Raw genomic sequence first — 25,995 nt, 5'->3', positions numbered from 1 at the left:
ATGGAATCGTGAAATATACCGCTGCTTTGAGCAGGGCGAAGGCTGTCGCTGATGCTTCGCTGCATTTTAACGGCTTACAAATTCCACATGTTTCTCAGGGCAATTCGTACAAGAAAGGTTTTCATCCGAAGATTATGTGGATGGCAGGCTTCTGGCCAGGTCTGCTGTGGCTGCTCTATCAGTACACGGGTGATCAGAAATATGCTGACAAGGCTAGGGGATGACGGACGAACTGGAGACGATCTTGGAGAAAACGGGACCGCACTCCGGTCATGATCTCGGTTTTCAGTTCTATCTGTCGGCGAATGCGGATTATCAATTTACAGGAAGTCAGAGCGCGAAAGAATTGGCCCTGAAGGCAGCCCGGATGCTCACTGAGCGATTCAATAAGTAGGGTCAATTTATTCGGGCATGGGGCCATTTGGAAACGGATGAGGATGAGGGCAAAATCATTGTAGACTGTCTAATGAATCTGCCGCTTCTATTCTGGGCTTCTGAAGTGACCGGCCATTCCTTGTATCGTGAAATAGCCAAGTAGCATGCGATGACGAACTTTCGCTATTTGATGAGAAAGGATGGGACGGTCTGCCATACGTATGATTTCGACGCGAAAACGGGTCTTCCAGCGGGGCCAGGCACACACCAGGGTCATGCGACAGCTTCGACGTGGGCTCGAGCTCAAGCATGGGCTATCTATGGATTTACGCTTGCTTATAAGCATACGGGGGAGCGTTCCTTTCTAGAAGCTGCCAATCTTGCGGCAGATGCGTACTTGCGGCTAAGAAAGGGAGCCTTCGGCTCCGCCGGAAGAAATTGCATAAGAACTGAGTCGTCTTTCCAGATAATGTAATACGATGAAATAACATTAGCTAATGTATGCTGTTAAAGGATTCGCTGTTTTTAATTCAGCCTCGTTAAATGAAGGAAAGGTGATATAATCATAAGAGCCTTACTCAAATGAGGAAGGCCGAAGCTTAGTAATTATTCCTCTGTTTACTTCAAATAGATATGGTGAAATAGGTGATCGTTACATGGAAAATGAACAAAATAATAATCTTATAACGAGTTGGTTATCGTTAACTCAGATCCAGATGAACATTGCTAATGCACTGGAAGCCGCTCTGCAGGACAATCATCAGATATCGCTAAAAGAGTTTTATTTGCTTTTATTTTTATTCGGAGCGCCAGATAAAAAGTTGAGGCTGCAACAATTAGAAAATTTGGTTGGTCTAAGTCAGAGCGCTATGTCAAGACTTGTAAGCCGATTTGAAGAAAAGGGCTGTGGTGCCTTACAAAGATCTATTTGTAAAGATGATCGCAGAGCCGTCTACACGTCTTTGACCGAAATAGGTGAAGATAAGCTCGAAAAAGCTTTAGTTACCTTCCAAACAGTCCTTGCAAAAGAGCTGCCGAGAATAGAGCTCCAAAACCTGCTGCAACAATTAATTCATCAAGAACAATAAATAGCCAATGGCATAAAATGAAGATATTTTCTCGTAAAACGTTATACTTTGAATTTCGCTTGTCATATCTGAGAGTTGACGGGATGATTTGTATTATGCTATTTTAAATGCATGCACATGCATTTATTTTTGGCCAGATGAATGTGTTTGACATATGTGGGAAACCTAGTTTAAAAAATCCGGCCTGACTATTAAAGCTTGTTCGAAATGTTTGGATTTCGAGTGTAAGTTAGTTCTGTCGCCGAGTAATTGTTAAAAAGGAGTTATCATAATGAATCATCTATTTAGTACATATCAGTTAAAAGGGTTAGAGCTAAGAAATCGGGTCGTTATGCCTCCAATGTGTCAATACTCCGTAACGGAAAAAGACGGTATCGCAACCGATTGGCATTACATGCATTACGTAAGTCGAGCTATTGGGGGAGCTAGCCTCATCATTATTGAAATGACGGATGTTGAGCCCGATGGCCGTATTACAGACTTTGATTTAGGCTTGTGGTCAGATGATCATATTCCTGCCTTAGCACGTATTGTTGAAGCTTGTCATCAGCATGGAGCTAAAGTTGGTATTCAAATTGCTCACGCGGGGCGTAAAGCTGAGGATGCTGCTGTTCCTGTTGCACCATCGGCTGTTCCTTTTGATGGTAAATCAAAAACACCAAGAGCACTTACAACAGATGAAGTAAAACAAATGGTTGAAAAATTCCGTAAGGCAGTGCAACGTGCTATAAAGGCTGGGGTAGATACGATTGAGCTTCATGGTGCTCATGGATACTTAATTCACCAATTCCACTCGCCGTTAACGAATCAAAGAACGGATGAGTACGGAAAAGATTTAACTAAATTTGGTGTAGAAGTTATTCAAGCAGCAAAAAGTGAAATGCCTGCAGATATGCCGCTAATTATGCGAATATCCGCTCAAGAATACGTAGAAGGCGGATATGGAATTAAGGAGAGCACAGCGTTTTCTAAAGAATATAAAGAAGCAGGTGTAGATATGTTCCATATCAGCGCGGGAGGAGAAGGACCAATCGCTGCTGAGGGTAGACCGGGTACACATGTTGCATACCAAGTGCCATTAGCAAGAGAAATCAAGCAGACTCTCAATATTCCGGTTATTGCTGTTGGAAGATTGGATGAGCCGGTACTTGCCAACGCGGTTATTGGAAACGAAGAGGCAGACCTTGTTGCTGTAGGAAGAGGAATGCTCAGAAATCCTTATTGGGCATTGGAAGCCGCAGTGAAGCTTAGTAAAGAGACGCTTATACCAAAGCAGTATGAAAATGGATTTCCAAGAGGAATACAAGGGTAGGGATCTATTCCTAAGGGAGTAAAAATTCCTTATTTAGATATCATGAATGAACCGTTAGTTGAAGAGGGAGAGCTGCCGAAAGGCAGCTCCTCTCTATTTTTCTGTGAAAGTCTTTTTTAGGAAAGGGTCGAACCACCAAAGAGCCGCATCGTAATAAAAAGGCTGCCAAAGTTTTTGCACGGCAGCCTTTGCGATACTGACGTTCAGTATAGCTCATTAATCATAAATTGAAATGTATAGAACGATTTAGAAATAAACAGGAGAGTTAGATAAGCAGGCACTTTTAATCTTTTTCATAAAACCATAAAGGATCGTTGCAATCGACGTCACCATTATAGTTGATTAGTATCTCATCCCCTGCTTTTATGTCTGTATAGGCATAGAAGTCAAATGTGTGATTTTCAAAGTTAATTTCATAAGTGGCATTAGGGGTATAGGAATGGTTAAACAAACTGCCATATCCTAAGAGGATGGCCGTATGGTTAGCGCCATACTGAAAAACATAATCTGCGAGTATTGTTTTTTCTATGAAAACATCATCCTCATTAGGATAAGGAATGACCGGAGCTTCATGGATAAGATCACCCTTTGATATATCACGTGTCGCAAAAACACCTCTATTGAACTCTCCATTGCTAAGCTTGGACTTTTTTATCTCGATCATGCTAGTCTCCTACACGTTTTTAGTTTGTGGATTCCATTACTCACTTGAAAAGGCTGGAAACAATTATTTTAACTCATCCTCGGTAAAACAGCAATTAAATATTATAACCATTATTTTAAAACTATACTGACATAATTAAATTGACCACCATAATTTGATTTAACAACATATCCATACGTCATGCAACTGTACATATCGCTTATGCGTCTAGTTGGTATGAAAAAGCATCCTTGGTACCTTAAATAATCAGAACGTGAGGTGATAAAAAATGGCTTACATGGTCCCGGAGGTTATTCGGACGAGCGCGACAGCAGGAGAACGATTATTGTTTCGGTCGCTAAAGGATCATTTGCCGAGCGATTATGTGGTATATTTCGAGCCGGAAATTGAGGGGAGCCGGCCGGACTTTGTGATTATAGGTCCCGATCTGGGAGTGGTCGTTCTGGAAGTGAACGATTATACGAGGTCCTCTCTATTCGAGGTTGACCGCGAGGAATGGCAGGTATACACGTCTGCGGGACAACTGGAAACTGTTCAGAACCCCTATCAACATGCGAGGGATAGTTTGCGCCATGTGGTTGCCGAGCTTAAGAAGGACGACAGACTCATTCAGCTGGAAGGAAAATTTCAAGGGCAGCTCAAGTTCGCATACGGCTTCGGAACGGTGTTTGCGCGGATGAAACAGAAGGATTTCATCGAATACAACTTATATGATATCATCTCGCAAGCATTCGTGCTTTGCCGCGAAGAAATCGATGCGGATGATGTTGGGTTTTCCGAAGCCGTCCTGATTGAGAAAATTCATGGCATGTTTACGGAGTGGAGCCGCAAACGGTATCTTTTATCGCAGGAGGATATTGGGGCCATTCGTCGTCACTTGATACCTGAGGCAAGGATCAGTACGGAATTCCGTCAGTCGGCGAATGATCAGGAGCAGCTCGTACTGTCTCTTCACAATATGAAGACGCTGGATCTGCGCCAGGAAAATATGGCGAAACAGCTCGGTGATCGTCATCGGCTCATTCGGGGCGTTGCAGGGAGCGGGAAAACGCTTGTCCTCGCAACCCGTGCCAAGCTTCTGGCTAACCATTATCCGGATTGGAAGATTCTCGTTCTCTGCAACAGTTTCGCCTTGTCTCAAAGCCTTCAGCAAATGATTGACCAGATGATGGACGAGCCGGAGGATCTGCTGGACTGGATCAGACTGGCGGAGCAGAAGGACGGCAAGCTTCGCCAGCAAAACGTGGAGGTTTATCACTTTCATGAGTGGCTGCAAAAGGCGCTGAACGCCAGAGATGCGGATATTCCTGCGCTTATTGGCAAGCTGGAGAGAAAGGAAGCAATTCTTCCTAATTATGAAGCTATCCTAATCGACGAGGGCCAGGATTTTCAGCCGGAATGGCTGAAGCTGCTTAGCTATTTGCTAAATCCGGCTACACAGAACTTTCTGCTAGTTGAGGATCGTGCTCAATCTTTTTTTAAGCGGAAATCCAGCTTGCTGCAGGACACGGGGCTTGATTTTCGGGGGCGCTCGCGTATTCTCAGCATCAATTATCGCAACACGGCACAGATTGCCCAGTTTGCTTGGGATTTCTATCAGCGGCATTCGCTGCTCCAGAATAAGGTTCAGTACGGCTCGACGAAAGGAGTCGAGATTATCCCTCCTCAGAGCACAAGGAGAACCGGGCCGGAGCCGTCGATTAAAAGGTGCGGCAGCATCCAGGAAGAGCTTCGGGAGGTCGTGCAGCATATTCAATACTTGCATAAGGAACACCACATTCCTCTTTCCGAAATAGTTATATTGTATCGTGTGAAAAGTAACTACTATTCCTCGTATATCGATACGATTCGCAGGGAGTTAATGAGGCAAGGGCTGCCGCTCCATTGGATTACGGGGAGCGCCGAAGAGAATCACGAGCTTGGCAGGTCCGGCGACGCGATTAACGTATCGTCCATCGAAAGCGCGAAGGGCCTCGATTTCCGGGCCGTTTTTATCGTCAATGCGGAAAACATGCCTTTTTCGCTGGAAGAGGTGGAGGAGCGCGAGGTATCGCTGTTTTATATCGCAATGACCCGCGCACTGGAGTGGCTTTACATCTCCTACAGCGGGGACTCCAAATTTACGCTTTATCTGGACGAGGCCCGGCAGCAGCGGCAAGAGCAGAGCTATTCCGTCAAGAAGATGGGATGATAGAAATTAGAAGCTGGCCAATAAAGGGCTCACTCAAGTTACATTGCATATTTGCAGCAGAATTGTCCAGAATCGGCAGGAAAGCTGGTGAAATCCAGATCCTGTTGTATGGAGTACAATGTAGTGAGCGAGGTAGCGAGTATCCGTCCAATCTGTTGTACAAAGTGCAACGTAGCTATATTGCGTCCTAATTAAGTTGGACATTTTCGGGCTAAGTACTAAGTTCATTCGCATTGCCGCTCCACCACTAGTGCGATGACGCGCACGCCCGGATCTGTAAGAGGCCTATGCGCATGCGCATAGGCCTACTCGATTTTGGCGTTTGCAGTGCAGTCCCGCATGCGGAATTGGGAGCTTTTCTTTTTTTTCGACAGAAACTGTGGTAATCTCAGTTATTGAAAACAATTTATAAATAGAAGGAGAAAAGAAAAATGATTCGATTAAAACCATCCTTTAATGTATTAATATGTATATTGATTTCTTGCGTGCTTATTGTCGCATGCGGTAATCAAGGAAATAAAGAATCGGGTAATGAAAATACCCAGCAGGAACAGAATGGTGAGAAGCGCGATGAGCTTCTCATTGGTGTGATTCCTGCACAAGGCAGCAATCAGATGGAGCTGGGCGCTGACAAGCTCGCAGACCTGTTGACGGAGAAGCTGGGTTACACGGTTCGTGCTGAAGTATATCCGGATTATAACGGTGTGGTAGAAGCAATGGGGGCAGGCAAGGTTCAGATGTCTTACCTCGGGCCGCTCACATATGTGGAAGCGCATGAGCGGTATGACGTGAAGGCGATTGTCACTCAGCTCATCGAAGGTAAGCCTTTTTATTATTCCTATATGATCGCGCCGGCGGATTCTCCCTATGCCTCGCTTGATGACGTTGTGAGGGAAGCGGGCAATATCCGTTATGCGTTTGGCGACATCAGCTCGACATCGGGAAGTCTTATTCCCGGTATTGCTCTTAAAAAAGCAGGTGTGTTTAAGACCCAGCAGGAGAATGCGTTTAAGAGTGTCACTTACACTGGGGACCACACGGCAACAGCGCTTGCCATTCAAAACAAAATGAGCGACGTAGGGGCCATCGATAGTGCGTACTTTAACAGCTTGGTTAAGCAGGGTAAGGTAGACGGAGATAAAATAAAAATCATTTGGAAATCGGAAGAGCTTTTTCAATATCCTTGGGCTGTTGTGAATACTCTATCCGATAGTGACATTCAAATCATACAGGACACTATGCTTGCCATTACGGATGCTGATATCTTGAATGCATTTGGAGGGGCAAGTGCTTTTACAAAGGCGAGCAATGAGGATTATGAATCGATTCGGCAGGCAGCTATAGAAGACGGACGCATCAAGCCGCGGCAGTAGAAGTGAAAAAAATTGCTGTTGTCACGGTGGTCGTTGCCCTTCTTCTGTGGTCAGGAGCGGGCGTGAACATTACAACGGGATCGTTCGGCGATCTTGGCAATACGTTCCGCTTCATATCCGAGCATTGGTTTCCTATAGATCTAACAGATTGGCGAATTGCGTTGAAAGAAATGCTGGTTACACTTGAAATCGCCGTGTTCAGCACACTTGTTGCAGTACTGATTGCCTTCCCGTTAAGCTTTCTCGCGGCGCGGAATTGGGCTCCGTTTCGCTGGCTCTATGATTCTATGCGATTCTTGTTTAATCTTATTCGATCAATACCAGAGCTTGTACTGGCTCTGGTCTTTATTCCAACACTCGGACTCGGTCCTTTGCCGGCGATCATGGCGCTGATCATTCACAATATTGGCGTGTTTGGCAAATTAATATCCGAGATGATTGAGTCAACGGATGAAGGACCGCAGGAAGCGGTAAAAGCACTCGGCGGCACTCGGCTTCTCGTCGCGATATATGGCATTATTCCTCAAATGCTGCCTATTGTGCTGTCCCAATACTTTTATAGGCTTGAGGTGGCGATTCGTACAACCTTGATCCTCGGAATCGTCGGTGCCGGCGGACTAGGTCAGATGCTGTATAATGACTTCAAGCAGTTTATGTATCAAAAGGTGACATTTGATGTACTGCTTATTATGGTTCTAGTCACGGCTGTGGATTACCTCGGCGCTTGGATCCGAAAGCGGGTGAAGTAAGATGCTGGAGCTCAAAGGGATTTGCAAAAAATATCCGGGGGAGAAATCACCGGCCTTGGATAGGGTGGATTTAAGCATTCGGCCTGGGGAATTCGTAGCTGTACTTGGCAGGAGCGGGGCAGGGAAATCGACATTGATCCGCTGTATCAATCGGCTTGTAGAGCCAGACTCCGGCGAGATTGTTTGGAACAACCGCCTGGTTACTCGAATGAATCCGCAACAGCTGCGCAGCATGCGCAGTGAAATGGGAATGGTTTTTCAACAATTTAATTTACTGCCAAGAATGACGGTGCTCACGAACGTTATCGCTGGACATTTTGCGGACATGCCGCTCTGGCGCAGTCTCATTGGCGCGTTTAGAAGGGAAGATCAAGCCCGGGCGCTCGCTGCGCTTCGAGAGGTAGGCATTGCGCATTTGGCGAAGCGGCGTGTGGAGGGTTTGAGCGGCGGGCAAAAGCAGCGTGTGGCCATCGCGCGCGTGCTGATGCAGCAGCCATCGCTTCTGTTGGGAGATGAGCCAATATCTAATCTGGACGCGGTGACTGCGGAACGGGTTATGATGTTTATCAGGAGCATGCATGTTGAAAGAGGGATAACCATCGTGCTAAATCTACATGATGTAGCTATAGCACGAGCGTATGCCACACGAATAATAGGTATAACGGATGGTCGCATTTCATTTGACGGAACTCCTGATCAGCTGGGAGATAAAGAACTGCGTACCATTTATCCGCTTGATGAAGAAAAGGACGGCGCTCACATTTTAACTTAGAGAGGAATGGTGTTCATGTCAGAATTAAATTCGATTAAATTAACAAGTCTTTCAAGCAAAGGGGGCTGCGGCTGCAAAATCGGCCCTGCCGATCTCTCAGAAGTGCTTCGGAACCTTCCGGTCGCGGAACCGAATCCTAATTTGCTGGTCGGGCTCGATACAAGCGATGACGCTGGTGTTTACAAGCTAAATGATGAGCTTGCGCTTGTACAGACCGTTGACTTTTTTACGCCTATTGTGGATGACCCGTACTCCTTCGGACAGGTGGCTGCGGCAAATGCGATTAGCGATATTTATGCGATGGGGGGCAAACCGCTTACTGTATTGAATATCGTTGCCTTTCCGATTAGTACGCTTCCGAAGCAGGTTCTCACCGATATTTTGCGAGGCGCTGCGGACAAGGTCAAGGAAGCGGGGGCAACGCTGGTTGGCGGGCATTCCATTGATGACAAAGAGCCCAAATTCGGGCTGGCGGTTACGGGGCTTATACATCCAGGCAAAGTACGGACAAACGCAGGAGCGAAGCCCGGCGATAAGCTGATTCTGACCAAGCCGATTGGTGTAGGCATTCTTACGACCTCTATCAAGAAAGATCAGTTAGCAGATGACGAGATTACACGGGTTATTCAGGTGATGGCGACGTTGAACAAAGCAGCGGCTGAGACGATGGAGCCTTATGACGTTCATTCTTGCACCGACGTTACCGGCTTTGGCCTTTTGGGCCACGCTTCGGAAATGGCTAAGGGCAGCGGCGTTGGTATCCGCATATTCAAAGCTGATGTGCCAGTCTTACCGCGAGTACGCGAATTGGCGGAAGCGGGCTTCGTACCCGGAGGCACAAAAAATAATTACGCACACCTTGAGGGCTCGGTTACGTTTTCCGAGGAGCTGGACCAAATTGACCAATGGATTCTTTGCGACGCGGTTACATCGGGAGGCTTGCTGATATCGATTGATTCGGAGCAGGCCGATGCGCTGCTGGGCAAGCTGCAAACCGCAGGTGTGGACGCGCATATGATCGGTGAGGTTACCGCCGAACAGCCCGGACATATTTTTGTAACTGCTTAGTGTCATATTAAAGGAGCTGTAAAACGATATGTTTCAGGATATCACGGTAGAGGAACTTCTCGAGCTGCACCGCCAAGGGAAAACGCAGTTGATTGACGTCCGCTCGCAATCTGAATTTGCAGAGTCTACGATCCCTGGCAGCGTGAACATACCGATCTTTGACGATACGGAGAGAGCGGAAATAGGTACGCTGTACAAGCAAGAAAGCGTGGAGGCGGCCAAAGATAGAGGACTGGAAATTGTATCAGGCAAGCTGCCGGGCTTTATTCGGGCAATCGGGGAAAGCGGTCCTCCGCACAAAATCGTGTTTTGCTGGCGGGGCGGCATGCGGAGCAGGACATCGGCCACATTAGCCTCGCTCATGGGTTTAAAGATGTTTCGCCTGAATGGAGGTTTTCGTGCTTACCGTAAATGGGTCGTAGAAACATTAGAAGGTTTTACTGAACTGCCCCCATGTTACGTCATTAACGGGAATACCGGGACAGGTAAAACAGAGCTGTTAAGCCGGTTACAGGAAATGGGTTACCCTGTTATCAATCTGGAATTAATGGCACAGCACCGAGGTTCGATTTTTGGCCATATCGGGAAAATGCCGAGCAATCAAAAGTCGTTTGATTCGCAGTTAGTCCATGAGCTTATTCGTTTGAGAAATGCGCCATATCTAATCATTGAGGCGGAAAGTAAACGAGTCGGCAAAGTAGTATTGCCTGAATTTCTTATTAAAGCCAAAGAAAAAGGTACAACGCTACACATTGAAATTCCGCTCGAAGAAAGAGTGGCTAACATCTTAAACGACTATAAGCCTGAGGAAAATAAAGAAGATTTTATACGCTCATTCGAAAAAATTGAGAAGCGGATTCATACGCCTATCGCCGCTGCAATACGTCAGTCGTTAAAGGATGACCAGTTTAACGAAGCGGCTAAGCTGCTGCTGCTGCACTATTATGACCCCCGCTATCAATATGCTGCAGAGCAATATGAGCAGCAAAAAATAGACATTGGCGCCTCCAATCTGGATCAAGCTTTGGAAGAAATCGTTCTTACGTTGCCGAAGCTGCCAGACCAGGAGGCAGGATAATTTTATATAAAGTAAGGAAAATAGAAATCGCATTGCCATCGTGAAGCTGTTGGACTTACAGCGGCTCAGGGCGGTCGTGCGGTTTTTTTGAGCTTTACCGCTAAAGACGGCGCGGGACTCAGGCAACAATCTCAGTAAATTGGACAAACGGCTTTTCTCATGATATACGTAAAGGAAACGAACAAATCGAGAGGTAGTGTAGAATGCGATTACAGCAAACGGGGACCGGAGCAACCGAAGAGCATGCAAGACTGCTGCTGTACAGCTACCGCAGATGGACGGGGAAAGAGTTGATTGAGCTTCAGGAAGACCAGAGTGCATGGGAGCAGCTGTTTCAAGCGTCTAAGGTCGTTCTGTCGCACGGAACGGAAGCTGATCCCGTGCTCCAGTTTGGGAACAGCCTCGGGCTTAAGCTATGGGAAATGGATTGGGAGAAGTTCACAAGCACCCCTTCGAGACTGACCGCTGAGCCGATGGAGCGCGCGGAGCGGGCACGCTTCTTCGAGGCGGTCACGGCAAATGGCTATGTCGATAACTACACGGGTATCCGTATTTCAAGCACTGGCATCCGTTTCTATATCGTGAATGCGACGGTATGGAATGTAGTAGACGAAGAAGGCGTGTATAGAGGGCAAGCTGCAGCCTTCACGGAGTATCGTTATTTGTAAGCCTATAAGGAGGGGTTAGCATGCCGATCCATATCGGGCTGGCCGGCTGGGGGGATTATGATCAGCTGTATACCCTGGGCTCGAAAGCAGGCAGCAAGCTGAGCCAATATGCGAAGCACTTCCCGCTGGTGGAGGTGGATAGTACTTTTTATGCGATACAATCCAAGGCCCGGTTTGCCAAATGGGTCGATGAAACGCCAAGCTCGCTTCATTTTGTAGTGAAGGCGTACCAAGGGATGACCGGGCATCAGCGGGGCGCGCCTGCGCAGCCAACCGAACTGGACGATATGTTCGCGGCGTTCCGTGAGATGCTTACGCCAGCAATTGAAGCTGGCAGGCTGAGGGCGGCGCTGTTCCAATATCCGCCGTGGTTCGATTGCACGCGTGAGAACGTACGGGTAATTCGGGAAGCGAAGGCAAGAATGGGTGGAATTCCTTGCGCATTGGAGTTCCGTCATCAGAGCTGGTTTACGCCCGAATTCCGCGTCAAGACGCTGTCATTTATGAAGCAGGAGCAGTGGATTCATAGCGTCTGCGATGAGCCGCAAGCGGGACTCGGATCGATTCCGACCGTGCTTGAGGCGACGGACAGCGAGATCACGATCGTCCGGTTCCATGGACGTAACGTCACGGGCTGGAATCAGGGCGGAGCGGCGAACTGGCGGGAGGTGCGGTATTTATACCGCTACAGCGAGGAAGAGCTGGGCGAGTGGGTAGACAGGCTGGAGAAGCTGCAGCAGGAGTGCGAGCATATTTGCGTCATCTTCAACAATAACTCCGGCGGCGATGCTGCGGATAATGCGAAGCAGATGATGGAGATGCTTGGCCTGCGAAGACCGGACGGCGGCAGACCTATTGAACCGCCGCCTCCTGTGATTGAGCAGCTGGATTTGTTTTAGGGAAACCTGGATTAGTCGGAATGCCGCATCGGTATAAAACAAAAGGTGCAGTCTCATTAGCAGATCACTCCGCATAGGGGCAGCACCTTTATTTGTGCCTGTTAAAGTCGTCTAGTACTTCAGCTTTACAAATTTCGCTCGCTAATAAACGTATTCATATTAAACAGCAGCTTCTCGGCTGCTTCCTTCACTGTATTGCCATCCTTGATAAAGCATCAACCATCTTTTTCGTCGAAAGTCCGCAGTCTAGCTGTTCGCTTTCGCGCTTGCATAAACCCGGTCCTCCGCACCGCCCGTCACGAGCTTGCAGTTGCCGGCTGTCGTAAGCCTGTCCAGGTATGCGGCAACGGCAATGTAGATTTCAGGCTTTCCTGTCGACATTCTTGCATCCTGCACGAGCTTCTGCTCGATCAGGAAGTCGGAGACGGCTCTTGTGCTGATACGTCCATTTTTCAAAGCGTCATCTACGATCCGCTGAGCGGAAGCAGGCAGGTAGAACGGTTTTGTGATTGTCGGCACGTAAAGGCTGCTTGTTAGACGATCAATGCCGCTGCGTCCGTCGGAAACTAGGCCGGCTTCTTCGAAGGAGAGGCCCGTAACATTTCTCAGCTCATTAGGAGGGAGCCTATCGTCCGCAGCATCTCTAAAGCCCAAGGCCGAAGTATGCTGACTCTCTTCCGCTTCATCAAATACGAAAGCGCCTTGGCCGCTTACTTTATCGCCGAAGTCGAAAGCCGCTTGTCCGTTATCGGCTTCGCCGAAGTCGAAGGCGCCTTGCCCGCTTGCCGAATCAACGAAATCAAAAGCCGCTTGCCCGCTCGCCGATTGGCTATTAGCAGGAAAGGCTTGTCCGCTAACTTCACCGCTGGGAAAGTAAGCCTCATGGCTTTTGTCTGCCCCAGTCAAGCTAAAACCGCCATTACCTTCGACATCCTCCGTTTGTAATTCATCCTCGGCATCATTGAAATAGGTTAGAGCGGAGGCAATACGCTTTTGTCTGCTGGCATGATCAAGCTCCCGCAGCAGGCTGCGCAGTCTTGCAACCTGTCTATCGAGCAGCGGCAGTTTGGCGTCTAGATGCGCACTAATATCATGTGGTACTTCAAGCTCACCGGGTAGTGGAAGAAATACATGATCTGCCAGCTGCCAGCCTTCACGATACTTGTAAAGCATCTCGTTCATCTCGCCATCGAGCACGTCAAAGCCTTTCAAAATCGCGGAAACCGCCTTAGCATCTATACCGGTATGCAGCTGCAAATGCTCGATACCGAAGTAGCGCATCGTATTCGTGGGAAGATGCAACACCTGGTGCTGGTAGCGCAACGACCGGCCGCATTCACATTTCGTATGTGGAGATACCTCGCCGCTGTCAGTGAATCCGATATAATCCCATTCCTCGATAAAAGCTTCGATATCCTCGAATGCAGCATCTTCCGGAATGAACTGGCATTTCTTGCGGGCAAGCTGACGCGCGAACAATGTTCGTCTGCCTCGGACGAGCTCATGATGCATGAAGTGCCGCTGCTCCGCGCTAAGCTGTCCCATTATGGCATCGCGCTGTTCCATTGTCGGCTCATACTTCATTGTGTACCTCCGTTCCTGCAAAAAAGGAGATTATCCTGTTCTACATACTTTTTCCATGTCTTCCGTCCTTATATGTGCTTCTATAATTTGTGATTACAAGGCTAGAAGGGTGATAACGTTATTTATCCTGAAAATGAGCCGCTATTTATCACATTATAGATGGTAATGAGCAAGAAGTCATTATCGGCATCGGGCAATACCCTTCATTGCCGATGATCTCACCGGACGCTGCCAGGCTTGCTTACGGTACTATTTCGTCCAATCGTGACTTACACGTGTATGATATAATAGAAAAGCTGCTTCAGCGTATTGTTCAAGCTCAGAATAATCAAAATATAAAAGAATCCACGTGTACGAATGCTGTGGTTGTACTGGAAATTGCGACATACGGCGATAATCAATTTGAAAATTATACAATGGAAAATGTTCCTTATGATAATAGAAGATTTCAATGAAAAGTAGTGGCAACTTCTTCACAAAGGCGGATGTTAAAGCATGACCAATAAAAAGGAAAAGCTAGAGGCTCCCAAAATCCCTTCCGATCTCAGGTCACTTTCTGTGTCTGATCATGAATGGACGGATGAACAGGAGATCAGTGACAGCATTATGCAAGATTGCGGCATTCATAATCAATCGGCCTATAAGCTCTATTTGGACCGCGTCGTTTTTAGGAATGTGGCATTTCGTGGAACGAGCCTGCGAAAAGCGGAAATGACTGATGTCCGTTTTGAAAATTGTGATTTATCCAATATGGATCTGAGCGAAGCGATTCTGCATAGAGTCTCTTTTCATAATTGCAAGCTGCTGGGCATGGATCTTACCGGCTCTACCTTGCGGAACGTGCTGCTAGAGCATTGCGTCGCGGATTATGCGGTCCTGCGTTTCGTGAATGCCAAGGGTTTCAAGCTTGAGAAAAGCTCGCTCGCCAAAGCGGATATGTCCAATATGACGCTGTCTCACGTTTACTTTTACGAAACGAATATCGATCAAGCGCAGCTATCGCAAACAAAGCTTGGCGGCATCGATATTAGCAGCTGTCAATTCAACAGCCTGAGCGCTTCTCTTGAGGATCTCAGACGCTGTATCATATCTCCTGAACAGTCGATGACGTTCGCGAGGATTTTCGGATTAGTCGTTAAAGGCGATGAGTGAATAAAAAATGGTATACGGTTAGGAAAAGATTCGATTATTATGGCAAACGATGATATGATTTAGTTAACCAATATGATGAATGTGTGCAGGTAGGAGGCTATTTACAGATGGAATACATCAGTACAAGAGGGAATGTAGGAAAAATAGGATTTATCGATGCATTTATGATGGGTCTTGGAGACGACGGAGGTTTGCTGGTTCCTAACGAAATTCCAGTTGTTTCCGCAGCAACGTTGAAGCAGTGGCAGGAGTTTAGCTATCAGGAGCTGGTGCTTGCTATTTTCTCGTTATATACGAATGGAGAAATTCCGGAGCAGGATTTGAAGGATCTCGTATACGCGAGCTATTCGACCTTCCGTGATCCGGAGGTAACGCCTGTCCGGAAGCTGAAGGACGATCTCTTTTTGCTTGAGCTGTTCCACGGTCCGACCTTTGCCTTCAAGGATATCGCGCTGCAATTTATGGGTCAGCTGTATACGTACGTTGCGACTAAACAGAATAAGAAGATTCATATTCTTGGCGCAACCTCAGGAGACACTGGCGCTTCGGCCATCGAAGGCGTTAAGGGCAAAGATGGCATTAAAATCTGCATTCTGCATCCGCATGGCAAAGTAAGCAAGGTGCAGGAGCTGCAAATGACGACGGTGCAGGACGATAACGTGCTGAACCTGTCGGTTGATGGCAACTTCGATGACTGCCAGCGTATGATTAAAGATTTGTTCGCGGATCTGGATTTCAAGGCGACGAATCATCTTGCGGCGATTAACTCGATCAACTTCGTACGCATTATGGCACAGACGGTGTATTACTTTTATGCTTACTTACAGATCACGAAGCAAACTGGCGCGAAGCAGGTGAATTTTAGCGTACCTACAGGGAATTTTGGCGATATATTTGCAGGTTATTTAGCGAAGCGGATGGGGCTTCCTGTCGGCAAGCTCATTCTAGCTACGAATGAAAATAATATTTTGGAGCGTTTTATCCTTGAGGGCGTGTATAAGCCGGGCGGCTTCCGCTCGACGTACAGCCCATCGATGGATATACAGGTGGCAAGCAACTTCGAACGCTACTTGTACTATGTGCTTGACGAGGATGCTGCACAAATCCGCAAGCTGATGGACCAGTTCAAAGCGGAAGGGCAAATCGTCATTTCCGGCGAAGCGCTCAGCAGGGTGCAAGCCGAATTCGGTGCGCATGGCGTTCAAGGGCAAGAGTGTCTAGATACAATCAAAAAATATAAAGCGGCAGGTTATCTGCTTGATCCGCATTCCGCCTGCGGCGTTGCTGCAGCGGATAAATACGAGAACGGGCAGGAAATCACGGTATCGCTCGCCACGGCTCATCCTGCGAAATTCAATGAAGCGATCGAGCTTTGCGGCATTGAGCAGCAGTTCCCGGAGCAAATCTCGGCATTGTTCGAGAAACCTCAGCGTCAGACACGCGTTGACGGATCGTTAGAGGCCGTTGTTCGTGAGCTTGTCGCGTTCTATAATACGAAGTAAGTAAATAGCTAGATGAAAAAGGCTGCGGCATGAAGGATAATACCTTCTGCCGCAGCCTATTTTATTTTCAAAGTTGATCAAATTACCGGATGCCAATCGTAGTCGGAAATAAACAGCAGCGGCGGTCTAGAACATTATTTTCAAGTTCCAGGCTGCCGCAGTGTTTTATTTTCTGATTATTGGTCTATCCCAATTTACGCATGAATCCCTTTAATGAAAATGTTTAAATATAATGTTAATATTACAATTTAAGTATAATATGGTATGGTATTTCGTTTGCGTGTCGACAATCCGTTATATGATGATGAAAAACACTTTCAAAATGAAGGTTTTAGCGAGTTTTCGTAGAATAAAATTCATGAAAGAAAAATTTGGAGACATATGTAATATGGAAACCAACTTATTATCGGGAAGAAGGCTGCCTTTTGGAGATTATTGAAGAACTTTCAGTTAATATGTTAATATTGTTTTTTCCTATCTTCATATATCATTTGTTTGAACCGAAGCTCCGGAACAAACAAAAGCTTTTTATTGGGGCAGCCTCAGGTTTAGCGATTATTCTCTGTATGTCTTTTCCTCTAGATACTCTAAGAAGTGGACATATATTTGATTTGAGACAGATTCCTTTAATCTTAAGCGGTCTGTATGGCGGGTTATATTCTTTGATCTCATCATTTCTAGTGCTGATCGGCTACCGGTTTTATTTGGGGGGTGAAGGGGCATTCGGAGCTTTTTGGGTCAATTCTATACTGACCTGTCTAATGGTGATCGTGCATGTATATCGTAAACATAAGTTTACGACTTCGCTTCAGAGAATAGTCCTTGGATCGATGGCTGCCTTAATTGGCAGCGCTATTACCTTTTCGATCTTTACTCTTTTTATTGATACGTATACTCCCCAAATTATTTTTAAAGTTCTGAAATCCCTTCTTGCTCTTACTCTTTTTCAATGTGTGGGAATCATCATGCTTCTTTTGGCTATCGAGCAGCTTCGTAAAAACCACATTATACGACAGCAATTAGCCCACCAAGAAAAAACGGAAATCGTAAGTCAATTAGCGGCGAGCATCTCTCATGAGGTTCGAAATCCATTAACAGCAGTCCGAGGCTTCATTCAGCTAATGCGAAATGATCACATAGATCCTATAAAGCGTAAAGAATATATCGCAATCACTCTAGAGGAGCTCGACAGAGCGGAATCCATTATTAGCGGATACCTCCAATTTGCAAAACAAAGACCGTCTGAGATCAAATTACTGCATTTATATGAGGAATTGGATTCGGTCGTCAAATTAATGGAGCCCTATGCTTTGAATAAAGGTGTAACTTTAATAGGTCCAACCATAACGTATGAACGTCATATGCTAGGCGATTCGGGTCTATTTCGACAGTGTATGCTTAATGTAGTGAAGAACGCGCTTGAGGCGACTCCTCCAAATGGTAAAGTAGAGATTGCCATCATTGGTACAATTGATAAAATTAGCATTGAAATTAAGGATACAGGCGTTGGCATGGACAAAGAACAAATTCGTCGATTAGGAGAACCCTATTTCTCAACGAAAACGCAAGGAACGGGATTAGGTATGATGGTCACCTATAGCGGTGTTCAACATATGGGCGGAGTCATTAATGTAGAAAGCAAGATTGGGCAGGGCACAAGGTTTATGATTACTTTTCCTAATGGAACATCGTAATATAAATGGAAATTAAAAAGAGAAAAATATATGTCGGGATATTAAAATGAGGATTAGGGTGAATTTGAAATAGCAGCACAGTGTGAGGAATAATGATAATAGCGCTATAAATCTATGCTTGATGTCGTACCGATAGGGTCATTTTAAAATGAAACATAATTCGGATAGATAAGAAACATACATACTTAAGGGAACGATAGCCAAAAAACAGGCGGCCAGTATAAATGCTGGCCGCCTGTTGCTGTGTTAACGGCTGATAGCCGCGATTTCCTCATAATGAATAACGGTTATTTCTGCGCCTAGAAGAGAATCAAGCTTCGCGCGAAATTCATTCATGTAAGGCGTTGAATCATGGTGGTCAAGTGCTGCTTGATCCTTGTATTTTTCATATACGGTAAATTGCTTTGGATCATCTTTTGCTCGAAGAAGGGTATAGATGACAGCGCCATCCTCTTCCTGTACCTTGGATACCATATGAACGAGAGCTTCTTCAAGCTCCTTTTCTTTACCTGACATAGCCGTTAAAGTAGCTGCGAATACGATCATATTTATTCCTCCACATACTGTTTTTTTCTAGTATAGTCTACCCATCCGAACGAGTATAGTATAACTATTTAGCTTGAAGGGTTAACTTTTTAGTCGGAATAGCCATGTAAGCGAAGCGTTTGCTCATTTTAGATCTATAGATAATGCTGTATGTAATCATTTGCTGAAGCGTAATCCCGTCAATCGCTCCGATTCCGATGACAGCCTTCCGGATTGCAGTCTGAATACGCTCCGTTCGTTAATTTGGTCTTGATTATGATATAATTAGTCCACTAAATAGGAAAAGGGAGAGTTGATTGGTATGCTGTACGAGCTCCGTATATACACGATGTTTCCAGAAAAATTAGACGCGATCCATGAGCGTTTTTCGAATCATACGCTTGGTATTTTTGAGCGCTTGGAAATGAAGGTAACCGATTTCTGGGTGGATACGACTGATGCTCCGAAGCTGTATTACATATTGGAATACGCAGATATGGACGAGAGGACGGATAAGTGGGATATCTTCAGAAATGATCCGGAATGGATCGAGGTAAAACGGAAGTCGGAAGAAAACGGACCCATTGTGCAAAATATTGAGGAAGTCTTTATGAAGCGAGCGGAGTTTTTTAAGGCTGGAAGACAGTTGCCTTTATAGAAGAGGGAGACTCCAAACGAGATGTTGCTTCGTTTCGAAAAGAAAAGGAAGAGCATCCATTGGTGTTGGAGTCTTCCTCAACCGAACAAATACCACACGCGGACAAAAGCGGATAAAGACAGCTCCCCGGGTTCAATTGGTGTGGCCGCGCTTTGCATATGCAGAGAGGCGCTGAAAGGCTGCGGTTCTGCGGTTCGAGAAAGCTCTTGAACCTGGCAGGGAATCGCGGCAAGCTTGACGCTGAGTGCAGCTGCGATCGTTTCGGCCTTCTGCCGTGCATTGTGTATGGCAAGCGATAATGCCTCATTCTCGTAAATGGCCGGCTGCGCAACCGTAAACTGAATGCTTGTCACGCTATTCGCGCCGTTTGATACGGCCGTATCAATCACGAGACCGGTGTCTTCTATATTGTCGATTGTCATTTGCAGAAGATGGGTTGCTTTATAGCCCCGAAAGACTTGCTGCCCTTCGATGTAATCGTACTGGGCCTCGATTCGAAAATCATAGGTTTGTATCTTTTCCTTCGGAATGCCTAGCTCCATAAGCGATTCAATCAAGCTTGTAACGATTTGCGCATTATCACTTTGTACCGTCTGCAGAACAGCACCTTCTGTTGCGGCTCCCAGCACGACCACCGCTCGGTCTGGCACAGCTGCGACCGTTCCCTCACCAAGAACTTCAATGGTAAATGGGCATTTTGAATAGCTGGAAGAAGGCGTGTTTTCAGATGAATGAATATACATCAGCAAACTCCTTTCTCAACAAGGATTGTCAAATTAATGTATGAGTCAATTGCGCCTGAAATTCGTATTTTCTTAAACGGAGAGGAGTCTCAGAAGAATGATTATTGATCTTACTCGTCTTATTGAGACGGGGATGCCTGTATACCCAGGCGATGAGGAGACGGAACTGGTGCAATCCAAACATTTTCACAAGGATTTCTACAACAATCATCAGCTATCGATTAATATGCATGCTGGCACGCACATAGATGGCCCTATGCATTTGCTCGATTGCAATCAATATTTAAATGAGTTCCTGATTGACACCTTTATTGGTGACGGCTGCTTGCTCGATGTATCCGGGGAGCCTTCGGTTGATTATAAGGAGCAATACGAGCAGCTGGTTCGAGAGGGTCAGATCGTCATTCTGTACACGGGCAGCGGTGAACGATACGGAAGGCCGGATTATTTTACCGATTACCCTGTGTTGACAGCGGCATTTGCCGATTTTTTGGTTAGAAAAAGAGTGAAAATGGTAGGGCTGGATACACCATCGCCGGATAAAGAGCCTTATGCTATCCATAAGCGATTGTTCCTGAATAAAATTCTAATTATTGAGAACCTAGCTAATGTAGCAGCACTGCTGCATGTCAAAACATTTGAAATTATTGCTCTTCCGTTGTATATCAAAGCAGATTCTGCCGTTGCTCGCGTTATTGCGCGGGTGAAGTCATAATGGCGTTTCCTCCTAAGTGCTAAAAAGTTCATCTCTCCATGTTAAATTATTCGACTATTTTAAGCTTTACTTATCTTCTATACTGCTATTAAAGACGCATCTAAGCTCAAACATACATTAACTAAGACCAGAACTTTTAACATTAAAAGTTTTATGTTAGTGTTGGCAGTTAAAAGTGGTTGAGTTATACCGTCGTTTTGAAAGCGCTTAATTGTCTGTGTCAAAGTTTAGTATTCCATCGTTGAATCAGATTAGCCTCAGGAGGTGAAACTGGAGAATACCGGGCAGGCTTAGTATGCAGCAAAAGGGGATTTTGTTGGAAAGGGGTTAAACCATGAAGTTAGGCTATCAGACAAACACATGGGGTGGAGTCGTTGGACATCCAGCCGGGGTTACTTCAGTTAAAGATCTGTATTATCTCGCGAATGGTTCCACGGAACAAGCGATTGTTGATATCGCTGCAGCGGGATATAAGGGGATTGAGCTGTTTGACGGTAACTTGATGCAATACGAGAATCGATTGGATGAGTTTCGCAAGCTGCTGGAGGACAATGGCTTGTCACTGATCGGTGTATATACCGGTGCAAACTTCATCTACGAGGACATTTTGGTGGAGGAGCTTGCCAAAATAGAGAAGGTGGCGAAGTTGTCGGCTGAAGCGGGAGCAGAGTATTTGGTGCTCGGAGGCGGAGCAATTCGCGCAAGCGGTATTCGTGAAACAGACTACGCAGCGCTAGCCAAAGGACTTGACCTTGCAGCTGAAGCGGCAGCACGTTATGGCCTAACTGCAACCTACCATCCTCATCTGGGTACGATTACACAGGGACCCGACCAGCTAGACCGTCTTATGGAGCTTACCTCCATCGGCTTGTGCCCGGATACAGCGCATATCGAAGCGGGTGGCGGCGATCCGGTTGCCATCATTAAAAAATATGCAGACCGTATTCCTTATGTGCACTTCAAGGATTACGCCTCTGGTGCTTTTTTGCCTCTAGGGGAAGGCCGACAGCGGTTTGGAGATATGCTGGAGGTGCTTCAGGCAAGTGGATATGCTGGCTGGATTACAGTAGAGCTGGATAGTTATGGAAACCCGCTTGAAGGTGCAAAGATTAGCAAGACGTATTTGAAAGACCAGCTTAATCTGATTTAATACATTATATATTGGGGGCATAACGACAATGAGAAAACTTTCTTTTGTTATGATTTCTTTACTGGTTGTTTTCAGCTTAGCGCTAGCGGCTTGCGGTACGAACAATACTGGCGGTAACGAAGCTCCGGCCGCATCGAATGAAGGGTCCGCAAATAACGGCACGACGAACGAAGAAACAGCAGCTCCGGCTGAAGCAAGCGAACCAATAACCATTAATCAAGCTTTGCCGGATAAAGAAATTTTGAGCAAAGGTCCGGACGGTGAAAGCGCGGTTTCCGCTAAGACGCTTCAGTTGACGGCAGAAGAGGTTGATAAGATTAAAGAAGGCAATTACACAGCGGCAATCTCCATGCATTACGCTGGTAATGACTGGTCCACAGCACAGCTTAAGGGTCTGAAAGATACTTTTGCTAAAATGAATATCGAAATCGTTGCAACAACCGACGCTAACTTTAAAGCAGAAACACAGGTTGCTAACATCGAGACGATTCTTGCGAAAAAACCTGACATACTAGTTAGTATCCCGGTCGATGCTGTATCGACAGCTAATATTTTTAAGAAGGCTGCTGATGCAGGCGTTAAAATTGTGTTCATGGACAATAAGGCTAACGGACTGGTAGCAGGTAAAGATTATGTCAGTGTCGTTTCAGCCGATAACTATGGCAACGGCGTAGAAGCTGCACATATTTTGGCGAAAGCAATCGGCGAAGAAGGCGAAGTAGGCGTGATTTATCATGATGCTGATTTCTTTGTAACAAAGCAAAGAACCGATGCCTTTGAAAAAACGATTAAAGAAGAGTATCCTAATATTAAGATTGTAGATCGCGGCGGAATCGCCGGCCCGAATGACGGTGAGAAGGTTGCTGCTGCACAGCTTACTAAAAATGCGAATTTGAAAGGTATGTTCGTGGTTTGGGACGTACCGGCTGAAGGCGCGCTTGCTGCTGCCCGTTCCGCTGGAAGAAATGATTTGGCTATTTCTACAATTGACTTAGGTACTAACGTTGCTCTTGATATCGCCAAAGGCGGTATGATTAAAGGCTTGGGCGCGCAGTTGCCTTACGACCAAGGCGTTGCGGAAGCGATTCTGGCTGCTTATTCCTTGCTCGGTAAAGAAGCGCCTCCATATGTAGCGGTTCCGGCTCTGCAAGTAAATCAAGAAAATATTTTGGAATCTTGGAAAACCGTATATCAAACTGATGCTCCTCAAGTTATTCTGGATGCAGCAAAATAAGGAAAGATAGAGAAGGAGAGAAAACGATGCGTACATTAAATGTAGGAATGATCGGTGGAGGGTTCATGGGGAAGGCACATTCCCTAGCTTATGCAGGCATGCCAATGTTCTTCTGGCCGGCGCCAGCCATTCCTTACCGTAAAGCTGTTGTAGACATTAATGATGATTTGGCTAAGGAAGCAGCAAGCCGTTATGGCTTTGAGACCTATTCCTCGGATTGGAGACGTATTGTCGAAGATCCAAGCATTGATATTATTGATATCGTTACACCGAATAACACACATGCGGAAATTGCGATTGCCGCTGCCAAAGCAGGCAAACATATTATTTCCGAGAAGCCACTGGCAAGAACGACGGAAGAAGCGAAGCAGATGCTGGATGCGGTAACCGCAGCTGGTGTGAAGCATATGGTCGCATTCAACTACCGCCGTACACCTGCCGTTACACTGGCGAAGAAATATATTGAAGAAGGCGCAATCGGCAACGTTCTGAACTTCCGTGGAACGTATTTGCAGGATTGGTCGGCAGACCCGAATTCGCCGTTGTCCTGGCGTTTCCGCAAGGATATTGCAGGCTCCGGAACGCTTGGTGATATTGGCACGCATGTTATCGATTTCGCCCGTTATTTGGTTGGTGAAATTACCGAGGTCATGGGAACAGCCAATACTTGGATTAAAGAGCGTCCAGTGTCTTCGGGTCCAGTAGATAAGCTGGGTACGGTTAAGTCTTCCGGCGATGTAAAGAAAGCGGCTGTTGACGTTGACGATGAGATCAGCACGCTGATCCGTTTTGAGAACGGAGCTGTGGGCAGCATTGAAGCGACACGCAACGCATGGGGCAGAAATAATTTTCTAACGTTTGAAATTCATGGCGACAAAGGCTCCATCTGCTTTAACTATGAACGCCGTGATGAGCTGCAAGTCTGCTTCTCGGATGATCCAGAGGACAGACGCGGCTTCCGTACGATTTATACAGGACCCGCTCATCCGAACGGTCCAGCATTATGGCCAATTCCAGCTTTAGGTATCGGCTATGGCGAGACAAAAATCATTGAAGCGCATGATTTTATTTCCGCAATCGTCAATGATACGGAAGTTTCGCCTAACTTCCACGATGGGTATCGCATACATGTTATTTCCGATGCGATCTTGGAATCCGCGAATAGCGGCAGATGGGTGAGTACGGTCGAATAACTATTAATTCAGGGAGTTGGGACGCACTGCCGTTCCCAACTCATCTACGCAATAATATTTGATCTACACGAAAAGTTGTCTTGTAGAGCTTTTAATATTGATGGTATAGTAGAAGTAATGGATAGTTTGCCTGAAGTTGTTATTTTTACCGACTGCAACGCTTGTTAATCACATACAAGCGTTTTTTTTTTACATTTGTCATCGTCTACTTCTGGCGAGCTTCCAGCATGACAAAACGAAAGTGGTGAAAGTACAAGTGCTCGCTATGACCGCACACGTTCTCCAAATCATTAGAAGAGCGAAGCATTCCATGACCAAGATGGAGATCGCCACGGAAGCGGGTCTTTCTTTGACGGCCGTTTCCGATCATATTGATCGATTGCAGAAAGAAAACTTAATTGAAGTCTCTACGATCGGAACCTCTAGCGGAGGCCGAAAGCCTAGGCTCTATGCTTTGAATAAAAATGCGGGACATGTCATTTCCTTCGAAGTCGGTTCGTCCAGTGTGCGCGTCGCAATCTGTGATTTTGATTGTAACATTTTACATACGGATCGAGATGATATTGATCTAAGCAAGCACCCTGCGGATACACTGACGCATATGTACAATATGGTGAGCCGTCTCATGAATCATACGGGTATAGGCAAAGAAACCATCATGGGGATCGGTATCGGAATTCCGAGTCCTGTGGAATTTTCATCGGGACGGCCAATTTCACCTCCAATTATGCCAGGCTGGGACCGTTATCCGATAAGAGATTTCTGGTCTCAGCACTTCGATTGCCCATGCTATGTCGATAATGACGTAAATATTATGGCGCTTGGCGAGTATGCCAAAGGGTTGAATTTTGAGGTAGAAAACCTGATTTATGTTAAGATTGGCACGGGCATCGGTGCAGGCATTATTCTTGATAGCAAGCTGTTTCGCGGCGCAAACGGCAGTGCCGGCGATATCGGGCATTTTGATGTGGGCGAGGATGTGCTTTGCTGGTGCGGCAATAAGGGCTGCCTCGAGGCGATATGCGGCGGTAAAGCGATTGCAGCCAGAGCTAAGGAGCTAGCTCTAACAGGCAGGAGCAATTATTTGCTTGGCGTTCTGGAAGAAAAGGGCGAGCTCACGCTGAGGGATATTGGTATCGGTATCAAACAGCTTGACCCTTTGTCGGTCGAGCTCATCCGCGAGAGCGGAGCAATGATTGGCCGCGTGATCGCTTCAATCGTCAATTTTGCCAATCCGTCATTAATTTCGATCGGCGGAAGAGTGGCTGAGTTCGGTGACGTACTGCTAGCCTCCATTCGTCAAGGAATTTATCAGCGCTCATTGCCGCTTGCAACGCGTAATTTGCAGATCAACAAAGATGCGCTCGGTAAAATGACAGGACTGATCGGCGGCGCCTTCATGACGATTGACGAACTTATTATTAACTATACAGATAATAATCCAGATACCTATTTGCAATCGAAAACGTTGAAGAGTTAATCGTTCGATGACAGCGCAAATGAAGTGAAAACAGACAATAGCTTCGCCTTATGGCAAAGCTATTGTCTGTTTTTTGTTTGTTTAAAATAACATGTTATATAATCTGACACAAATGTTATCTGGCAGGT

At 46.2% G+C, this 25,995-nt stretch carries 25 protein-coding genes; 21 read left to right on the top strand and 4 right to left on the bottom strand.

The features are described 5' to 3' along the window. Positions 1–8 precede the first annotated feature (8 nt). The 4 genes from ACO9K6_RS10890 (at position 9) to ACO9K6_RS10875 (ending at position 2,775) form a co-directional block, all read left to right on the top strand. Positions 9–224 (top strand): hypothetical protein, encoded by a 216-nt coding sequence (locus ACO9K6_RS10890; protein ID WP_424767586.1) that lies wholly within the window; start codon positions 9–11, stop codon positions 222–224. Then, complete coding sequence (locus ACO9K6_RS10885; protein WP_424767585.1) at positions 221–394, top strand: hypothetical protein; 174 nt, start codon at positions 221–223, stop codon at positions 392–394. Before ACO9K6_RS10890 ends, ACO9K6_RS10885 begins: the two co-directional genes overlap by 4 nt. Positions 395–1,031: 637 nt before the next feature. Continuing rightward, positions 1,032–1,463: a MarR family winged helix-turn-helix transcriptional regulator gene (locus tag ACO9K6_RS10880; protein ID WP_424767584.1), complete on the top strand. Its 432-nt coding sequence runs from the start codon at positions 1,032–1,034 to the stop codon at positions 1,461–1,463. Positions 1,464–1,734: 271 nt separating this feature from the next. Next, the gene (locus ACO9K6_RS10875) at positions 1,735–2,775 is read left to right on the top strand and encodes an NADH:flavin oxidoreductase/NADH oxidase (RefSeq protein ID WP_424767583.1); all 1,041 of its coding nucleotides are present in this window, start codon (positions 1,735–1,737) and stop codon (positions 2,773–2,775) included. A gap of 283 nt (positions 2,776–3,058) precedes the next feature. Here the strand turns inward: ACO9K6_RS10875 and ACO9K6_RS10870 are convergent, their stop codons facing one another. After that, positions 3,059–3,439: an SET domain-containing protein gene (locus ACO9K6_RS10870; protein ID WP_424767582.1), complete on the bottom strand. Its 381-nt coding sequence runs from the start codon at positions 3,437–3,439 to the stop codon at positions 3,059–3,061. 268 nt (positions 3,440–3,707) lie between these two features. Here ACO9K6_RS10870 and ACO9K6_RS10865 point away from each other — a divergent pair, with 268 nt between their 5' ends. The 8 genes from ACO9K6_RS10865 (at position 3,708) to ACO9K6_RS10830 (ending at position 12,237) form a co-directional block, all read left to right on the top strand. Then, positions 3,708–5,630 (top strand): DEAD/DEAH box helicase, encoded by a 1,923-nt coding sequence (locus tag ACO9K6_RS10865; RefSeq protein ID WP_424767581.1) that lies wholly within the window; start codon positions 3,708–3,710, stop codon positions 5,628–5,630. Positions 5,631–6,061: 431 nt separating this feature from the next. Continuing rightward, complete coding sequence (gene phnD, locus ACO9K6_RS10860; protein ID WP_424767580.1) at positions 6,062–7,003, top strand: phosphate/phosphite/phosphonate ABC transporter substrate-binding protein; 942 nt, start codon at positions 6,062–6,064, stop codon at positions 7,001–7,003. Between the two features lie 2 nt (positions 7,004–7,005). Then, positions 7,006–7,752, top strand: coding sequence for a phosphonate ABC transporter, permease protein PhnE (gene phnE / locus ACO9K6_RS10855; RefSeq protein ID WP_424767579.1), 747 nt, complete (start codon positions 7,006–7,008; stop codon positions 7,750–7,752). A 1-nt stretch (position 7,753) separates the two neighbouring features. Beyond that, positions 7,754–8,524 (top strand): phosphonate ABC transporter ATP-binding protein, encoded by a 771-nt coding sequence (phnC, locus tag ACO9K6_RS10850; RefSeq protein WP_424767578.1) that lies wholly within the window; start codon positions 7,754–7,756, stop codon positions 8,522–8,524. A 15-nt stretch (positions 8,525–8,539) separates the two neighbouring features. Beyond that, positions 8,540–9,592, top strand: coding sequence for a selenide, water dikinase SelD (gene selD / locus ACO9K6_RS10845; RefSeq protein ID WP_424767577.1), 1,053 nt, complete (start codon positions 8,540–8,542; stop codon positions 9,590–9,592). A gap of 28 nt (positions 9,593–9,620) precedes the next feature. Continuing rightward, complete coding sequence (gene mnmH, locus ACO9K6_RS10840; protein WP_424767576.1) at positions 9,621–10,670, top strand: tRNA 2-selenouridine(34) synthase MnmH; 1,050 nt, start codon at positions 9,621–9,623, stop codon at positions 10,668–10,670. A gap of 203 nt (positions 10,671–10,873) precedes the next feature. Next, a complete protein-coding gene (locus tag ACO9K6_RS10835; protein WP_424767575.1) occupies positions 10,874–11,338 on the top strand; it encodes an MEKHLA domain-containing protein in 465 nt (154 codons plus the stop codon). Between the two features lie 20 nt (positions 11,339–11,358). Further along, a complete protein-coding gene (locus ACO9K6_RS10830) occupies positions 11,359–12,237 on the top strand; it encodes a DUF72 domain-containing protein (RefSeq protein ID WP_424767574.1) in 879 nt (292 codons plus the stop codon). A 246-nt stretch (positions 12,238–12,483) separates the two neighbouring features. On the opposite strand, the gene ACO9K6_RS10825 is transcribed toward ACO9K6_RS10830, so the two are convergent. Then, positions 12,484–13,821 (bottom strand): DUF3895 domain-containing protein, encoded by a 1,338-nt coding sequence (locus ACO9K6_RS10825; protein WP_424767573.1) that lies wholly within the window; start codon positions 13,819–13,821, stop codon positions 12,484–12,486. Between the two features lie 495 nt (positions 13,822–14,316). On the opposite strand from ACO9K6_RS10825, the gene ACO9K6_RS10820 reads away from it, so the two are divergent. From ACO9K6_RS10820 to ACO9K6_RS10810, 3 genes are all read left to right on the top strand, one after another. Further along, on the top strand, positions 14,317–14,973 hold the full coding sequence (locus ACO9K6_RS10820) for a pentapeptide repeat-containing protein (protein WP_424767572.1): 657 nt from the start codon (positions 14,317–14,319) through the stop codon (positions 14,971–14,973). A 107-nt stretch (positions 14,974–15,080) separates the two neighbouring features. Beyond that, complete coding sequence (gene thrC / locus ACO9K6_RS10815; RefSeq protein ID WP_424767571.1) at positions 15,081–16,475, top strand: threonine synthase; 1,395 nt, start codon at positions 15,081–15,083, stop codon at positions 16,473–16,475. A gap of 425 nt (positions 16,476–16,900) precedes the next feature. After that, positions 16,901–18,169 (top strand): ATP-binding protein, encoded by a 1,269-nt coding sequence (locus tag ACO9K6_RS10810; protein ID WP_424767570.1) that lies wholly within the window; start codon positions 16,901–16,903, stop codon positions 18,167–18,169. Positions 18,170–18,415: 246 nt separating this feature from the next. On the opposite strand, the gene ACO9K6_RS10805 is transcribed toward ACO9K6_RS10810, so the two are convergent. After that, positions 18,416–18,715 (bottom strand): putative quinol monooxygenase, encoded by a 300-nt coding sequence (locus tag ACO9K6_RS10805; RefSeq protein ID WP_424767569.1) that lies wholly within the window; start codon positions 18,713–18,715, stop codon positions 18,416–18,418. 301 nt (positions 18,716–19,016) lie between these two features. Here ACO9K6_RS10805 and ACO9K6_RS10800 point away from each other — a divergent pair, with 301 nt between their 5' ends. Then, positions 19,017–19,352 carry an NIPSNAP family protein gene (locus ACO9K6_RS10800; protein WP_424767568.1) on the top strand — a complete coding sequence of 112 codons (336 nt, stop codon included), beginning with the start codon at positions 19,017–19,019 and terminating at the stop codon, positions 19,350–19,352. Between the two features lie 77 nt (positions 19,353–19,429). On the opposite strand, the gene ACO9K6_RS10795 is transcribed toward ACO9K6_RS10800, so the two are convergent. Continuing rightward, positions 19,430–20,095: an SIMPL domain-containing protein gene (locus ACO9K6_RS10795; RefSeq protein WP_424767567.1), complete on the bottom strand. Its 666-nt coding sequence runs from the start codon at positions 20,093–20,095 to the stop codon at positions 19,430–19,432. A gap of 97 nt (positions 20,096–20,192) precedes the next feature. On the opposite strand from ACO9K6_RS10795, the gene ACO9K6_RS10790 reads away from it, so the two are divergent. The 5 genes from ACO9K6_RS10790 (at position 20,193) to ACO9K6_RS10770 (ending at position 25,867) form a co-directional block, all read left to right on the top strand. Next, positions 20,193–20,810, top strand: coding sequence for a cyclase family protein (locus tag ACO9K6_RS10790; protein WP_424767566.1), 618 nt, complete (start codon positions 20,193–20,195; stop codon positions 20,808–20,810). A gap of 334 nt (positions 20,811–21,144) precedes the next feature. Continuing rightward, positions 21,145–21,960: a sugar phosphate isomerase/epimerase family protein gene (locus tag ACO9K6_RS10785; RefSeq protein WP_424767565.1), complete on the top strand. Its 816-nt coding sequence runs from the start codon at positions 21,145–21,147 to the stop codon at positions 21,958–21,960. Between the two features lie 28 nt (positions 21,961–21,988). Beyond that, positions 21,989–23,194 carry a substrate-binding domain-containing protein gene (locus ACO9K6_RS10780; protein WP_424767564.1) on the top strand — a complete coding sequence of 402 codons (1,206 nt, stop codon included), beginning with the start codon at positions 21,989–21,991 and terminating at the stop codon, positions 23,192–23,194. 26 nt (positions 23,195–23,220) lie between these two features. Further along, positions 23,221–24,387, top strand: coding sequence for a levoglucosan dehydrogenase (locus ACO9K6_RS10775; RefSeq protein WP_424767563.1), 1,167 nt, complete (start codon positions 23,221–23,223; stop codon positions 24,385–24,387). A gap of 265 nt (positions 24,388–24,652) precedes the next feature. After that, positions 24,653–25,867 carry an ROK family transcriptional regulator gene (locus tag ACO9K6_RS10770; protein ID WP_424767641.1) on the top strand — a complete coding sequence of 405 codons (1,215 nt, stop codon included), beginning with the start codon at positions 24,653–24,655 and terminating at the stop codon, positions 25,865–25,867. Positions 25,868–25,995: the final 128 nt, after the last annotated feature.

The organism is Paenibacillus praedii (assembly GCF_049725345.1).
Taxonomy (GTDB): domain Bacteria; phylum Bacillota; class Bacilli; order Paenibacillales; family Paenibacillaceae; genus Pristimantibacillus.
This window is presented reverse-complemented; position numbering and strand designations above follow the sequence as displayed.

Excerpts from the sequence above, each read along its gene's own strand:
- ACO9K6_RS10825 (WP_424767573.1), bottom strand. The coding sequence starts at position 13,821 with ATGAAGTATGAGCCGACAATGGAACAGCGCGATGCCATAATGGGACAG.
- ACO9K6_RS10770 (WP_424767641.1), top strand. The coding sequence starts at position 24,653 with ATGACCGCACACGTTCTCCAAATCATTAGAAGAGCGAAGCATTCCATG.
- selD (WP_424767577.1), top strand. The coding sequence starts at position 8,540 with ATGTCAGAATTAAATTCGATTAAATTAACAAGTCTTTCAAGCAAAGGG.
- phnD (WP_424767580.1), top strand. The coding sequence starts at position 6,062 with ATGATTCGATTAAAACCATCCTTTAATGTATTAATATGTATATTGATT.
- ACO9K6_RS10830 (WP_424767574.1), top strand. The coding sequence starts at position 11,359 with ATGCCGATCCATATCGGGCTGGCCGGCTGGGGGGATTATGATCAGCTG.
- mnmH (WP_424767576.1), top strand. The coding sequence starts at position 9,621 with ATGTTTCAGGATATCACGGTAGAGGAACTTCTCGAGCTGCACCGCCAA.
- ACO9K6_RS10780 (WP_424767564.1), top strand. The coding sequence starts at position 21,989 with ATGAGAAAACTTTCTTTTGTTATGATTTCTTTACTGGTTGTTTTCAGC.
- ACO9K6_RS10795 (WP_424767567.1), bottom strand. The coding sequence starts at position 20,095 with ATGTATATTCATTCATCTGAAAACACGCCTTCTTCCAGCTATTCAAAA.
- thrC (WP_424767571.1), top strand. The coding sequence starts at position 15,081 with ATGGAATACATCAGTACAAGAGGGAATGTAGGAAAAATAGGATTTATC.
- ACO9K6_RS10800 (WP_424767568.1), top strand. The coding sequence starts at position 19,017 with ATGCTGTACGAGCTCCGTATATACACGATGTTTCCAGAAAAATTAGAC.
- ACO9K6_RS10775 (WP_424767563.1), top strand. The coding sequence starts at position 23,221 with ATGCGTACATTAAATGTAGGAATGATCGGTGGAGGGTTCATGGGGAAG.
- ACO9K6_RS10805 (WP_424767569.1), bottom strand. The coding sequence starts at position 18,715 with ATGATCGTATTCGCAGCTACTTTAACGGCTATGTCAGGTAAAGAAAAG.
- ACO9K6_RS10865 (WP_424767581.1), top strand. The coding sequence starts at position 3,708 with ATGGCTTACATGGTCCCGGAGGTTATTCGGACGAGCGCGACAGCAGGA.
- phnC (WP_424767578.1), top strand. The coding sequence starts at position 7,754 with ATGCTGGAGCTCAAAGGGATTTGCAAAAAATATCCGGGGGAGAAATCA.
- ACO9K6_RS10870 (WP_424767582.1), bottom strand. The coding sequence starts at position 3,439 with ATGATCGAGATAAAAAAGTCCAAGCTTAGCAATGGAGAGTTCAATAGA.
- ACO9K6_RS10880 (WP_424767584.1), top strand. The coding sequence starts at position 1,032 with ATGGAAAATGAACAAAATAATAATCTTATAACGAGTTGGTTATCGTTA.
- ACO9K6_RS10875 (WP_424767583.1), top strand. The coding sequence starts at position 1,735 with ATGAATCATCTATTTAGTACATATCAGTTAAAAGGGTTAGAGCTAAGA.
- ACO9K6_RS10820 (WP_424767572.1), top strand. The coding sequence starts at position 14,317 with ATGACCAATAAAAAGGAAAAGCTAGAGGCTCCCAAAATCCCTTCCGAT.
- ACO9K6_RS10835 (WP_424767575.1), top strand. The coding sequence starts at position 10,874 with ATGCGATTACAGCAAACGGGGACCGGAGCAACCGAAGAGCATGCAAGA.
- ACO9K6_RS10790 (WP_424767566.1), top strand. The coding sequence starts at position 20,193 with ATGATTATTGATCTTACTCGTCTTATTGAGACGGGGATGCCTGTATAC.
- ACO9K6_RS10885 (WP_424767585.1), top strand. The coding sequence starts at position 221 with ATGACGGACGAACTGGAGACGATCTTGGAGAAAACGGGACCGCACTCC.
- ACO9K6_RS10785 (WP_424767565.1), top strand. The coding sequence starts at position 21,145 with ATGAAGTTAGGCTATCAGACAAACACATGGGGTGGAGTCGTTGGACAT.